Source organism: Couchioplanes azureus (assembly GCF_014648355.1).
GTDB lineage: Bacteria > Actinomycetota > Actinomycetes > Mycobacteriales > Micromonosporaceae > Actinoplanes > Actinoplanes azureus.
In genome coordinates, this window is sequence record NZ_BMQY01000002.1 from 868690 (window position 1) to 880579 (window position 11890).

Below are 11890 nucleotides of genomic sequence, written 5' to 3' on the forward strand. Positions count from 1 at the left end.
GGTCTTGACCTTGAAACTCACGGACGGCGGCTATTACTGAAGCCAATAGATCATGGCGAACAGCGCGATCCACACGATGTCGACGAAGTGCCAGTAGTAGGACACCACGATCGCGGAGGTGGCCTGCGCCGGCGTGAACCGGCCCATGGTGGTGCGGATCATGTAGACGATGAAGGCGACCAGACCGCCCGAGACGTGCAGGCCGTGGAACCCGGTGGTGAGGTAGAACATCGACCCGTAGCCGTCGCTGTTGATCTTGATGCCGTCCTCCACCAGGTGGCGGTACTCGTTCGCCTGGCCGAGCACGAAGATCAGGCCCATGACGAAGGTGATGGTGAACCAGCGTCGCAGCGCGAACACGTCACCCTTCTCCGCCGCGAAGACGCCGAGCTGGCAGGTGACCGACGACAGCACGAGGATCACCGTGAACGTCGTCGCGTACGGGATGTTCAGGGCCTCGGTGTGCTTCTCCCACTGGCCGGGGTCCGCCGCGCGGATCGCGAAGTACATCGCGAACAACGCCGCGAAGAACATGAGTTCGCTGGAGAGCCACACGATGGTCCCGACGCTGACCATGTTGGGTCGGGTCAGCGAATGGATCCGGCTCTTGTCGATGGCTGCCGCTGTCACGGGCTCATTATTGCCCCGCGATCACCTCTACATGTCGCGGGGGGCCCAATCCGGCATGTGTCGCAGCCCGGTGGCGGGCCGGCCACCCGGTTGGGCCTAGCCTCGAATGGTGCAGCTCGCCGAAACGCCCACCGTCGCCGCCGCGGCAGGGGATACTGTCCTCCCGCCGTTCAGCGTCGCCCAGATCTTCTCCCAGATCTCCCTGACCAGCCTGATCGCGCTCTTCCTGCTCGTCGCGGCCGCCGTCTACCTGTACGGCGTGCACCGCATGCGGCAGCGAGGCGACCACTGGCCGCCGGGACGCACGGCCGCGTTCCTGGCCGGAGGGCTCGGCAGCATCGCGGCGGTCACGGTCACCGGGATCGAGGCGTACGACACAACCCTGATCAGCGTGCACATGGTGCAACACATGGTCCTGTCCATGGTGGGCCCGATCTTCCTGGCCCTCGGCGCGCCGGTCACGCTGGCGCTGCGGACGCTGCCGGTGCGCCACCGCAAGCTGCTGCTGGCCGTACTGCACAGCCGCGTGGTGCGGGTCGTGACGTTCCCGCTGGTCGCCTTCGGGATCTTCATCGCGAACCCGTTCGTGCTCTACTTCACCGGCCTGTACCGGGCCACGCTCGAGCACGCCTGGCTGCACGAGTTCATCCACGTGCACTTCATCGTGACCGGGTGCCTGTTCTTCTGGCCGCTGCTGGGGTTGGACCCGCTGCCCAACCGGTGGCCGTACCCGGCCCGCGCCCTGCTCATGGTGCTGTCCGTGCCGTTCCACACGGTGCTGGGCCTGACGATCATGCAGAGCAAGACCCTGCTCGGCGGCGACTGGTATCCGAACCTGCAGCTGAGCTGGATGGACCCCTTCTCCGACCAGGTCACCGCCGGGGGCATCCTGTGGGCCGGCGGCGAGATCGTGAGCGTCACCATGCTCGGCATCCTGGTGCTGCAGTGGATCAGGCAGTCCGAGCGCGAGGCCAAGCGCATCGACCGCGCCCTGGACCGCGCCGAGGCCGAGGACCGGGCGGCCACGGCGCCGGCCGCGACCAAGATCACAAAAGAGCCGTCCACCGTACGCCCGGAGCCCGACGCCGACTGACCGGTTCGGTACGATCAGCGGGCACCTACGAGCGTGGGGAACCGGGGCACACCATGAGCGACGACAGCAAGCCCAAGCCGGACACGTACACGGTCCTGCTGTACAGCGACGACATCGAGGTCCGCGACCGGATCCGGCTGGCGATCGGCGTGCGCCCCGCTGCGGACCTCGCGGTCGAGTTCGTCGACGCCTCCACCTGGGAGGAGTGCCGGCGCCTGCTCGACGACTACGAGATCGACCTGATGGTCCTCGACGGCGAGGCGAGCCCGGCCGGCGGCCTCGGCATCGCCCGCCAGACCAAGGACGAGTACGCCGACCCCCCGCCCACCTGCGTCGTCATCGCCCGCGCGGCGGACCGCTGGCTGGCGGCCTACGCGCAGGTCGACCAGACCCTGGTCTACCCGCTCGACCCGGTCACCACCGGCCAGACGATCGCCGGCATGCTCCGGGCCCGCCGCAACGGCGCGGTGCCGCTCGGCACGCTCGGCACCCTGGGCTGACCCACCCGCCGCGCCCGGCCGGCGCCTCCGCCGCACACAGGCTGACGCACCGCCCGCACGGCGGTCGTCGCACCGGCAGCGCGCCGGGGCTTCGGCCGCCGGTCACTCCCCCGACCGCACCTCGCCCCTCCGGAGGCCCCTCATGGGCGCACCCACCTGGCCAAACCTGCTGAGCGCCCTGCTGCGGGGCGAGGAACTGCCGGCCCAGGACACCGCCTGGGCCATGGGCGAGATCATGGCTGGCAACGCCTCACCGGTGCAGGTGGCCGGCTTCGCCGTGGCGCTGCGCGCCAAGGGCGAGACGCCGGTGGAGCTGGCCGGCCTCGTCGAGGCGATGCTGGCCAACGCGACGACCGTGGACCTGCCCGAGGAGGTCCGCGCCGGCGCGGTCGACGTGGTGGGCACCGGCGGCGACCGCGCCCACACCGTGAACATCTCCACCATGGCGGCGATCATCGTCGCCGCGGCGGGGGTCACGGTGGTCAAGCACGGCAACCGGGCCGCCTCGTCGGCCTGCGGCACCGCCGACCTGCTCGAGCACTTCGGCATCCCGCTCGACCTCGGGCCGCGGGGCGTGCGGCACACGGTGTCCGAGGCGGGCATCGGCTTCTGCTTCGCGGCCCGCTACCACCCGGGCATGCGGCACGCCGCGGTCACCCGCCGCGAGCTGGGCCACCCGACCTTCTTCAACGTCCTGGGCCCGCTGACCAACCCGGCCCGCCCGCGCAACGCGGCGGTGGGCTGTTTCGACCAGCGGATGGCCCCGGTGATGGCCGAGGTGTTCGCCCGCCGCGGCGACTCCGCGCTGGTCATGCGCGGCGAGGACGGCCTGGACGAGTTCACCACGGCCGCGCCCACCCGGGTCTGGCTGGTCAAGGACGGCACGGTGACGGAGTCCGTGGTGGACGCCGTGGACCTGGGCCTCCCGCGCAGCAACCCGGGCGACCTGCGCGGCGGCGACGCGGCCTTCAACGCGGACGCGGCGCTGCGCACCTTCGCCGGCGAGCAGGGACCGATCCGGGACGCGGTGCTGGTCAACGCGGCCGCGGCGTTCGCCGCCCAGGCGGGCTTCCCCGGCACCTTCGCGGACACGATGCGCGAGGGGATCGCCCGCGCGGCACACACGGTCGACTCCGGCGCCGCCACCGCACTTCTGCACCGCTGGGTGGCGGCGGCCCAGGCCGCCAAGGCCGCCGAGCAGGCCTGACAACGCCGTCGGTCAGGCCTCGAGCGGGCCCGGCGCCGCCGCCGCGAGGGCCCCACCAGCCGACGTCGGTCGACGATGACGGGCAGCGGGTGGCCTGGCGCGGCGCCGAGGCATGTCCGCAGATGAAACGTGGATGTGAAAAGGCCCGCATTTGTCACAACACGCCGGGGCTCGTCCACCGCTGCCCGGCCAACCCGTGACAACGTTCGAATGACATTCGGGTAATCCCACCTTCCGACGAAGAGGAGCCACCCGTGAACGAACGAGAGCTACGCTGCATCGTCTGCGACGCGGAGATGACGTTCGAGGTGCCGCCCTGCGTGGACGGCCACGAGGACGACTGCCCGGAGCTGGTCTGCACCCGCTGCGACACCGCCGAGATCCTGGCCCCGCTCGAGGTCCGCGTGTGGTTGCGGCCCGGCGGCGACCGGATCGCCCCGCTCCAGCGCCGCGCCGCCTGACTCCCTCTGCCGCTGAAAGAACTTCAGGCCCGCGCCATCCGGTGCGGGCCTGAAGCATGTCTCCCGGACCCGAACTCGATCAGCGGTCGAACTCCCCGGCCTTCGCGCCCGCGACCATGGCCTCCCACGCGCCGAGCGGTGGAGCATGTCGACTCACCGAGATGGACTTCGTGCGGCCGCCGTCGTGTGGGACGCCCTCGAAGAGGCGGTGCACGACCTTCCTCCCACGCCGGCCACCGAGCTGTTCCAGCGATTCCTGAGCTGGATCCTCGGACGCGACGAAGGCCCGCACCTCGCGTGAGGTACGGGCCTGTCGGCGAAGCGATACGAGTCAGTGCTCGGCGGGGTGCCGGGTGCCGGAGTAGTACTCGAAGAGCAGGCCGCACGCGGCGAAGATCACCATGACCAGGCCCAGCAGGAGCAGCCACCACATCCAGAACACCAGGCCCATGGCGGCGACCGACGCGGCCAGCGCGAGGCCGAACGGCCAGTAGCTGCCCGGGCTGAAGAAGCCGATCTCACCGGCGCCCTCGGCGATCTCGCCGTCCTCACGGTCCTCCGGGCGCAGGTCGATGCGCCGCGCGACGAACCAGAAGAAGCCGCCGCACATCGCGCAGAGCAGGCCCGAGAGGATCAGCGCCACGGTGCCGACCCATTCGGTCTGGCCGACGCCGTTGGTGTAGAGGCCGTACACGGCCGCGGCGCCGAAGAGGAAGACGGAGACGCCCGCGAAGATCTTGTATTCGGTCTTCAACTCGTTCCCCTACTTCCCTGCGGCCATGGGCTGGTTCCACGACTGACCCTGGCGACGGGTGTCGAACGGCTTCGTCGTGGTGGCGAAGCGCTCGTCCCCGGTGAAGCCGATGGCTCCCATCGCGTCCTGGGTGCTCGCACCCTTCTTCTTCGCCTCGAGGAACTGGTTGAAGCGCTCGGGCGAGACGACGACCAGCTCGAACTGCATGAAGGCGTGGTACGTGCCGCAGAGCTCGGCGCACCGGCCGACGTAGCGGCCCTCCCGGTCGAGGGTGACCTCGAAGACGTTGCGCACGTTGCCCGGGAAGACGTCGCGCTTGAACAGCATCTCCGGCACCCAGAACGAGTGGATGACGTCGCGGCTCGTCTCCTCGAACCGGATCTTCTTCCCGGTCGGCAGCACCAGCAGCGGGATCACGTCGGAGGAGCCGAGGTTCGACGCCACGGTGTTGGCGTCCTCGCCGGGCGCGTCGCGGTAGTTGAACTGCCAGTTCCACTTGAACGCGACGACCTCGACGGTGTGGTCGGGCTTGGCCGACAGCTTGTCCACATCGGTCTGCACGATCGCCGTGTAGTAGAAGAGCACCGCGACGATCAGCACCGGGGTGACCGTGTAGAGCACCTCCATCGGCATGTTGAACCGCGTCTGCACCGGCAGGGTGTCGCCCCGCTTGCGGTACCGGATCACGCACCAGAAGATCAGGCCCCACACGAAGAAGCCGACGACCAGCGCGGCGATCGTCGAGGCGATCCACAGGTCGTACATCTTGTGGGCCTGCTCGGTGATGCCGTGCCGCGGCCAGCCGAAGCCGCCGAGCCGGTCACCGATGTCATTCGCGGAACAGCCGGACAGCAGGGCCAGCAACACGGCACCACTGACACCGAGCCCGGCGAGCCGTACGACGCGCGGCCGTGCGACCGAACTCCTTGAGACCACCTGCTCCTGCCTCCCTAGAGCACCGCCCGGTGCGACGAATCCGGACACCGGCGGCAAGGTGTCACCGACGGTCGCACACTACTCGACCAGGCCCCGCCGCCTGGCTACCGGGGGTCGGATCTTCGACCGGGCGGGCAATACCCCTGATCCTGTGGACGATACCGTTCCCAGAGTGGAATACACGGCGGAACAAGCCGGTGGCCCCGCGTACCTGGACGCGGCCAGCGCGGCCCCGATGCATCCCGTGGCCCGGCAGGCCCTGCTCGCCTCCCTGGAGGACGGCTGGGCGGACCCGGACCGGCTCTACGCCGCGGGCCGCCGGGCGCAACAGCTGAGGGACGCGGCGACGGCCACCGCGGCCGAGTGTCTGGGCGTACGCCCGGACGAGCTGACCTTCCTGTCCTCGGGCACCGCCGCGGTGCACGCCGCCGTCCTCGGTGGCCTCGCCGGACGCGCCCGAGCTGGGCAGACGCTGGTTCACTCGGCCATCGAGCATTCCTCGGTGCTGCACGCGGCGGCCCGGCACGGCACGTCGGCCGAGGTCGGGGTGGCCCGCTCCGGGCGCCTCGACCTGGCCGCCTGGCACGACGCCGTGGGCCGTCCCGGCGTGGCCCTGGCGAGCCTGATCAGCGCCAGCCACGAGGCCGGCACGCTGCAGCCCGTCGCGGCGGCGGCGGAGGCCTGCGCGGAGGCCGGGGTGCCGCTGCACGTGGACGCCGCCCAGTCGATCGGGCGCGTGCCGGTGCCGCCGGGCTGGTCCCTGCTCACCGCGAGCGCCCGCAAGTGGGGCGGGCCTGGCGGGGTGGGCGTGCTCGTGGTCCGCAAGGGCACCCGCTGGCTGTCGCCGTACCCCGGTGACGATCTTCACAGACCGCACCCGCCCGGCGCGCTGGACCTTCCCGCGGTGGTCGCGGCCGCGGCGAGCCTGCGGGCCGTGCTCGGCGAGGCACAGACCGAAGCGGTACGCCTCGGCGCCCTGGTCGACCGCATCCGCGCGACGGTCGCGGCGACCGTGCCGGACGTCGAGATCGTGGGCGACCCGGTGGAGCGGCTGCCCCACCTCGTCACCTTCTCCTGCCTGTACGTCGACGGCGAGACCCTGCTGCACGCGCTGGACCGGCGCGGCTTCGCGGTCTCGTCGGGCTCGTCGTGCACCGCGTCCACGCTGCGGCCCAGCCACGTGCTGGAGGCGATGGGGGTGCTCAGCCACGGCAACGTGCGCGTGTCGCTGCACCGCGGCACGACCGAGGCGGACGTGGACCGGTTCCTGGCCGTGCTGCCCGGCGTGGTGGCCGAGATCCGGCAGGAGGCGGGGATGTGATCGAGGTGGACTCCCGCGGCCGGCGCTGCCCGCTGCCGATCATCGACCTGGCGAAGCGGATGCCGTCGGTGCCGGTCGGCGACGTGGTCCGGGTCCTCGCCGACGACCCGGCCGCGGCCAACGACATCCCGGCGTGGTGCCGGATGAAGGGTCAGCAATACCTGGGCAGCCCCGCGCCGGACGCCTACGACGTCCGGCGGGTCAGCTGAGGTAGTCGGCGACCGCCCCGACCGCGTCCACGGCCAGGGACGTGTCGACCACCAGGCGGGGGCCGAGGTACGGCTCGTACTCGCTCTGCCGTTCGAGGACCCGCACCCAGTCGGGGACGCCGTCGTGGGTGCGCTGGGCGTAGCGGGCCTCGACCCGGCGCCGGTGCTCGGCGTCGTCGCCGCACACCACCTCGACGACGCGCAGCGGCACGCCACGGCGCTCGGCCAGCTCGGTCCAGAGCTGCCGGGCCGCCTTCACCGGGCTCACCGCGTCGATGATCACACTGTGGCCCATGGTGAGCTGCGTCTCGGCGAGCGCCGCCACCACCCCGTACGCGGCATGGCCGGGGCGGGGCTCGGTGACGTCGTAGGCCTGCAGGGTCTCGTCGACGGTGTCGACGGCGAGCACGGCGGCCGGCAGCACCGCGCCGACCTGCTGGGCGAGCGTGCTCTTTCCCACGCCCGGCAGGCCGGCGAAGACGGCGAGGACCATGGCCTTTACGCGGGGAGGTGCGGGTGGATCTCGGCGGCCGCCGCGTCACCGTACGAGTCGGCGAAGCGCTTGAGGAAGTCGTCGCTGCGGACGTCGTACTCCTGCGGGCCGACGGTCTCCAGGACCAGGGCGGCGACCAGCGAGCCCACCTGCGCGGCCCGTTCGAGGCCGAGGCCCCAGCTGATCGCGGCGAAGAAGCCCGCCCGGAAGCCGTCGCCGACGCCGGTCGGGTCGTCGGGCACCACGTCGCGGGCGACCGGCACGTGGATGGTCTCGATGCCGCGCCCGCTGATCTCCACGCCGTCCTTGCCCAGCGTGGTGACCCGGATCTTGACGTGCTCGAGGACCTGGTCGGCGCTCAGCCCGGCCTTGGTCTCCAGCAGCGAGCGCTCGTACTCGTTGGTCATGAGGTATTCCGCGCCGGAGATCAGCGTCATCACGTCGCTGCCGTCCATGCGGGCGAGCTGCTGCGACGGGTCGGCGGCGAACGCGTAGCCGCGGGCCCGGCACTCCTGGGAGTGACGGATCATGGCGGCCGGGTCGTTGGCGCCGACCAGGACCAGGTCGAGACCGCCGGCGCGGGTGGCGACCGGCTCCAGCTCGATGTTGCGGGCCTCGGACATCGCCCCGGCGTAGAACGAGGCGATCTGGTTGAGGTCGTCGTCGGTGGTGCACACGAAGCGGGCCGTGTGCGCGACCTCGCTGACGTACACCGAGTCGCAGTCCACCCCGTGGCGTTCGAGCCAGGAGCGGTAGTCGGCGAAGTCGGCGCCCACCGCACCGACCAGCACCGGCCGCAGGCCGAGCTTGCCCATGCCGTACGCGATGTTCGACGCCACGCCGCCCCGGCGGACCACGAGGTCGTCGACGAGGAACGAGAGCGAGACCTTGTGGAGCTGGTCGGCGATGAGCTGCTCGGCAAACTTGCCGGGGAAGTGCATCAGGTGGTCGGTGGCGATCGAGCCGGTGACGGCGATCTTCATGTCGGCCCTCGGGGGTCGGGTGCGATTACCCCCGGAGCCTACCGGCCGTTCGCACCCCGGACATCTTCGCGTCACGGGCGAGGGCCGCCCGCCCCCGCAGGGGTGGACGGCCCTCGAAGTCCCCGCGGGCGCGGCTCAGTGGAAGGAGTCGCCGCAGGCGCAGGAATTCTGCGCGTTCGGGTTGTCGATGGTGAAGCCCTGGGCGTCGATGCGGTCGGCGAAGTCGATCGTGGCACCGGCGAGGTACGGCGAGCTCATCCGGTCGACGACCACCTCGACACCGTCGAAATCGGTGACCACGTCGCCGTCGAGCGAGCGCTCGTCGAAGAAGAGCTGATAGCGCAGGCCGGAGCAGCCGCCGGGCTGCACCGCGATGCGCAGGCGCAGGTCGTCGCGGCCCTCCTGCTCGATCAGGGCCTTGACCTTGGTCGCCGCGACATCGGTCAAAATGACGCCGGTCGGCGCGGCCGTGGTGGCCTCGGTCGACTCGGTGTGCGATTCAGTGGTCACGTGCGGTTCTCCCTGCCGGTCCGGTGATGTGCCGTACCGGCTAACGCTAGCTCCGCCGGGCCTTATTCCCAATTCGGTGCGGCGAGATGTCGGACACCCACGGTCACCGGCGCCGCGGTCACCGGCTCCATTGCCCGGCGAGCCTCGCCCCGATCTCCCTCAGGCCGCGGGCCGGCTCGGCCAGCGCCCGCTCCTCGGAGCCGAAGTGCTCCAGCAGCGCGAACGTCTCGGTGACGCCGGCGTTGGCGGCCTCCCGGTAGCCCGTCTCGTTGCGGCCGGCGACCACCACGCACGGCAGGCCGCGGTCCCGGGCGGCGTTCGCGACGCCGGCGGCCACCTTGCCGCGCAGCGACTGGTGGTCGAAGGACCCCTCCCCCGTGATCACCAGGTCCGCCCGGTCGAGCTGCTCCTCCAGCCCGATGATCCGGGTGACGAGGTCGATACCGGACACCATCCGGGCGCCGAGGGCCAGCAGCGCGGCGCCGACCCCGCCCGCCGCCCCGGCACCCGGCATCGCCGCCAGGCCGTCGATCTCGAAGGCCCTTTCCAGGACGCCGGCGAAGTGCTCCAGCGCGGCGTCGAGGCGCAGCACGTCCTCCCTCGTGGCGCCCTTCTGGGGGCCGTAGACGTTGCTGGCGCCGTGCAGGCCGAGCAGCGGGTTGTCGACGTCGGTGGCCGCCACCAGGCGGACCTGGCGCAGGCGGGGCGGGCCCTCCAGGCGGTCGGCCGCGCCGAGGACGGCACCGCCGTACGGCAGCGCGTACCCGCCGGCGTCGACCGGCCCGGCGCCCAGCGCGGCCAGCATCCCGGCGCCGGCGTCGTTGACCGCGGAGCCGCCCAGGCCGACGACCACCTCGACCGCGCCCGCCTCGACCGCGGCGGTCAGCAGCAGGCCCAGCCCGTACGACGTGGCGGCGCCGGGGTCGAGCTCCTTGCGGGTGAGCAGGTGCAAGCCGCACGCCTGGGCGCTCTCCACGTACGCGGTGGCGCCCACGAGCAGGACCTCGCCGCGCACCGGGCGCCCCAGCGGGTCGACGGTGGCCACCGGGACGCGCCGGCCGTCCAGGGCGCCGCCGACCACCTCCGTGAAGCCGGGACCGCCGTCGGAGAGGGGCCGCAGCACGCACTCGTCGCCCGGGGCCGTCTCGCGCCAGCCCTCGGCGACCGCGGCGGCCACCTCGGCGGCGCTGAGCGTTCCGGCGAACTTGTCGGGGCAGATGAGGACGCGCACGAGGTGAAAGTACAGGTTTCGCCCAGGCAGGCCGGGCAACCTTGTCTCCATGCCGACCCTCATGCAGCGCGTGCAGAAGTTCCTCCGCAGCCCCCAGGGGCAGCGCCTCATCCAGGAGGGCCAGCGCCAGCTCGCCAAGCCCGAGAACCGGGCCAGGCTGCGGCAGCTGGTCACCCGGCTGCAGAACCGCCGCCGCTAGTGGTCCACAACACCGCCTCGGGCCCCTGACAGGCGGCGGGGTTGTGGAACCATGGTCTTGTGACGTCGACCTGGACCGAACCCTCGAACACCCCGCTCGCGCTGCTGCTGCTCGGCAAGGGCACCGACCCGGCCAGTGAGCGCGGCGTCGACTGCCCCGGGGACCTCCCCGCGCCGAGCGACCCCGACCTGGTCGCCCGGGCCGCCGCCGCCAAGGCCGCGCTCGGCGACCGCGTCTTCGTGCTGGGCCACCACTACCAGCGCGACGAGGTCATCCAGTTCGCCGATGTCACCGGCGACTCCTTCAAGCTGGCCCGCGAGGCGGCCGCCCGGCCCAGCGCCGAGTTCATCGTCTTCTGCGGCGTGCACTTCATGGCCGAGAGCGCCGACATCCTCACCACCGACGCGCAGCGGGTCGTCCTGCCCGACCTGGCGGCCGGCTGCTCGATGGCCGACATGGCCGTGCTGGGCCAGGTCGAGACGGCCTGGGACCACTTCACCGAGCTCGGCATCGCGGACGAGCCTGCCCGCGGCGGAAAACAAAAAGGGAAAAACGGGATAGTCCCGGTCACCTACATGAACAGCTCGGCGGACATCAAGGGCTTCGTCGGCCGCAACGGCGGCGTGGTGTGCACGTCCTCCAACGCCAAGCGCGCCCTGACCTGGGCCTTCGAGCAGGGTCAGAAGGTGTTCTTCCTGCCCGACCAGCACCTGGGCCGCAACACCGCGGTGCTGGAGATGGGCTTCTCCCTCGACGACTGCGTGCTCTACGACCCGCACAAGCCGCACGGCGGGCTCACGCCGGAGCAGCTGCGCGACGCCAAGATGATCCTGTGGCGCGGGCACTGCTCGGTGCACGGCCGCTTCACGATCGACAGCGTCCGCGAGGTCCGCGAGCGGGTGCCCGGCGTCACCGTCCTGGTCCACCCGGAGTGCCGCCACGACGTCGTGCGCGCGGCCGACATGGTCGGCTCGACCGAATACATCATCAAGGCGCTGGAGGCCGCGCCCGCCGGCTCGGCCTGGGCGGTCGGCACGGAGCTCAACCTGGTCCGCCGGCTGGCCCTGGCCCACCCGGACAAGCAGATCATGTTCCTCGACAAGACGGTCTGCTACTGCTCCACCATGAACCGCATCGACCTGCCGCACCTGGTGTGGGCGCTGGAGGAGCTCGTGGCGGGCCGCGTGCCCAACCAGATCACGGTCGACGAGGACACCGCGAAGTTCGCCCGGATCGCCCTCGATCAGATGCTGGCGCTCCCTTAGTCCGTCACACTCAGTAACCAACGGCGAGCCCTGTGCTCGCCGTTGTCTTTTTGTTGCCTTAATCATCCGGTATTCGTGCCACCTTGAGCGGTGTGATG

Annotated in this window: 16 protein-coding genes; 9 read left to right on the forward strand and 7 right to left on the reverse strand. The window is 71.4% G+C overall.

The features are described 5' to 3' along the window. Nucleotides 1-33: 33 nt before the first annotated feature. Nucleotides 34-630, reverse strand: coding sequence for an aa3-type cytochrome oxidase subunit III (ctaE, locus tag IEY99_RS11080; protein ID WP_189201995.1), 597 nt, complete (start codon nt 628-630; stop codon nt 34-36). A gap of 106 nt (nt 631-736) precedes the next feature. On the opposite strand from ctaE, the gene IEY99_RS11085 reads away from it, so the two are divergent. From IEY99_RS11085 to IEY99_RS11105, 5 genes are all read left to right on the forward strand, one after another. Continuing rightward, nucleotides 737-1723 (forward strand): cytochrome c oxidase assembly protein, encoded by a 987-nt coding sequence (locus tag IEY99_RS11085; RefSeq protein WP_189201997.1) that lies wholly within the window; start codon nt 737-739, stop codon nt 1721-1723. Between the two features lie 53 nt (nt 1724-1776). Continuing rightward, a complete protein-coding gene (locus IEY99_RS11090; protein ID WP_189201999.1) occupies nt 1777-2223 on the forward strand; it encodes a hypothetical protein in 447 nt (148 codons plus the stop codon). A gap of 142 nt (nt 2224-2365) precedes the next feature. Beyond that, nucleotides 2366-3430, forward strand: coding sequence for an anthranilate phosphoribosyltransferase (gene trpD, locus IEY99_RS11095; RefSeq protein WP_189202000.1), 1065 nt, complete (start codon nt 2366-2368; stop codon nt 3428-3430). A gap of 254 nt (nt 3431-3684) precedes the next feature. Further along, nucleotides 3685-3891, forward strand: a complete 207-nt coding sequence (locus tag IEY99_RS11100; RefSeq protein WP_189202002.1) for a hypothetical protein — start codon at nt 3685-3687, stop codon at nt 3889-3891. A 145-nt stretch (nt 3892-4036) separates the two neighbouring features. Beyond that, nucleotides 4037-4192 (forward strand): hypothetical protein, encoded by a 156-nt coding sequence (locus tag IEY99_RS11105; protein ID WP_189202004.1) that lies wholly within the window; start codon nt 4037-4039, stop codon nt 4190-4192. 30 nt (nt 4193-4222) lie between these two features. On the opposite strand, the gene IEY99_RS11110 is transcribed toward IEY99_RS11105, so the two are convergent. After that, a complete protein-coding gene (locus tag IEY99_RS11110) occupies nt 4223-4645 on the reverse strand; it encodes a cytochrome c oxidase subunit 4 (protein ID WP_189202006.1) in 423 nt (140 codons plus the stop codon). 9 nt (nt 4646-4654) lie between these two features. Continuing rightward, complete coding sequence (ctaC, locus tag IEY99_RS11115) at nt 4655-5581, reverse strand: aa3-type cytochrome oxidase subunit II (protein ID WP_189202008.1); 927 nt, start codon at nt 5579-5581, stop codon at nt 4655-4657. 172 nt (nt 5582-5753) lie between these two features. On the opposite strand from ctaC, the gene IEY99_RS11120 reads away from it, so the two are divergent. Together IEY99_RS11120 and IEY99_RS11125 are read left to right on the forward strand one after the other, a co-directional pair. Next, nucleotides 5754-6902: a cysteine desulfurase family protein gene (locus IEY99_RS11120; RefSeq protein ID WP_268245103.1), complete on the forward strand. Its 1149-nt coding sequence runs from the start codon at nt 5754-5756 to the stop codon at nt 6900-6902. Continuing rightward, complete coding sequence (locus IEY99_RS11125) at nt 6899-7111, forward strand: sulfurtransferase TusA family protein (RefSeq protein ID WP_189202010.1); 213 nt, start codon at nt 6899-6901, stop codon at nt 7109-7111. The genes IEY99_RS11120 and IEY99_RS11125 overlap by 4 nt, the downstream gene beginning before the upstream one ends. On the opposite strand, the gene IEY99_RS11130 is transcribed toward IEY99_RS11125, so the two are convergent. From IEY99_RS11130 to IEY99_RS11145, 4 genes are all read right to left on the reverse strand, one after another. Continuing rightward, complete coding sequence (locus tag IEY99_RS11130) at nt 7104-7604, reverse strand: P-loop nucleotide/nucleoside kinase family protein (protein ID WP_189202011.1); 501 nt, start codon at nt 7602-7604, stop codon at nt 7104-7106. The genes IEY99_RS11125 and IEY99_RS11130 overlap by 8 nt on opposite strands. A gap of 5 nt (nt 7605-7609) precedes the next feature. Beyond that, nucleotides 7610-8587 carry a carbohydrate kinase family protein gene (locus tag IEY99_RS11135; RefSeq protein ID WP_189202013.1) on the reverse strand — a complete coding sequence of 326 codons (978 nt, stop codon included), beginning with the start codon at nt 8585-8587 and terminating at the stop codon, nt 7610-7612. A 135-nt stretch (nt 8588-8722) separates the two neighbouring features. Then, the gene (erpA, locus tag IEY99_RS11140; RefSeq protein ID WP_189202015.1) at nt 8723-9097 is read right to left on the reverse strand and encodes an iron-sulfur cluster insertion protein ErpA; all 375 of its coding nucleotides are present in this window, start codon (nt 9095-9097) and stop codon (nt 8723-8725) included. Between the two features lie 118 nt (nt 9098-9215). Beyond that, on the reverse strand, nt 9216-10328 hold the full coding sequence (locus tag IEY99_RS11145) for a glycerate kinase family protein (protein ID WP_229798460.1): 1113 nt from the start codon (nt 10326-10328) through the stop codon (nt 9216-9218). A 49-nt stretch (nt 10329-10377) separates the two neighbouring features. Between IEY99_RS11145 and IEY99_RS11150 the strand changes: the two genes are divergently transcribed. Next, on the forward strand, nt 10378-10527 hold the full coding sequence (locus IEY99_RS11150; RefSeq protein ID WP_189202237.1) for a hypothetical protein: 150 nt from the start codon (nt 10378-10380) through the stop codon (nt 10525-10527). Nucleotides 10528-10586: 59 nt separating this feature from the next. After that, complete coding sequence (gene nadA / locus IEY99_RS11155; RefSeq protein ID WP_189202019.1) at nt 10587-11792, forward strand: quinolinate synthase NadA; 1206 nt, start codon at nt 10587-10589, stop codon at nt 11790-11792. Nucleotides 11793-11890 lie beyond the last annotated feature (98 nt).